The sequence below is a fragment of the Kosmotoga arenicorallina S304 genome, from assembly GCF_001636545.1.
In the GTDB taxonomy this organism is placed as follows: Bacteria; Thermotogota; Thermotogae; order Petrotogales; family Kosmotogaceae; genus Kosmotoga_B; species Kosmotoga_B arenicorallina.
Genome location: NZ_JFHK01000039.1, coordinates 1 through 718 on the forward strand (window position 1 = coordinate 1; position 718 = coordinate 718).

At 46.2% G+C, this 718-nt stretch carries 1 protein-coding gene; it reads left to right on the forward strand.

The window, feature by feature from the left end:
- Positions 1-697 (forward strand): transposase (locus AT15_RS10030; RefSeq protein ID WP_153019747.1); only part of this gene is annotated, 697 nt, incomplete at its 5' end.
- Positions 698-718: the final 21 nt, after the last annotated feature.

Consider the following 718-nt stretch of genomic DNA (forward strand, 5'->3'; position numbering starts at 1 on the left):
CACGAACTCGTTGAGGGAGAAGGTAAAAGCACTCAAAAAGAGGGAATGGCATATTACAAAATACACCCTCATGATGGTGGCAAATGCTGCCAGACACCTTCTCGAAGTGGAAAGAGGAAAGCAGGAAATGAAAAAGGAAATGGAAAGGAATTTGAAAGAATCGAAATACAGGGTGATATTGAGCCTGCCGGGAGTGGGAGTGGTAACGGGCGTAGCACTGGTGGCGGCATTTCTCAACCACGAATTTAAGAATTACAGGAACTTCCAGAAATACTGCGGGACAGTGCCTGTAATAATCCAGAGTGGGAACTACCACAAATGCGTGATGAGGAAACACTGTGACAGGAACCTGAAAGGGGTTCTGCATATGATGGCACTGAGTGCAGTGAACGAGGGATCGTGGATGAGGGGATATTATGCCAGGAAAATAAAGGAGGGCAAGTCCTTTGGACATGCCCTCAGAGCATTGGCGAATACCCTCGTCAAGATAGCCTTCGCCATGCTAAAAGGCTTGAAAGCCTACGATGAGGAACTCTTTTTGTCCTCGCGTGGGAACAAGAGCCCTCAGTCAAATTATACAACAAAAACAAACACACAGGGAACTGAAAGAAGGACAGATGAAAGGTTCTCCCTGCTTGATTCTGTTGCTCAAACAAACTGCCATTTGGGAACGGATTCAGGCAGATTGTCTCCTTGACTTGACATAGTAGGTGAGTAA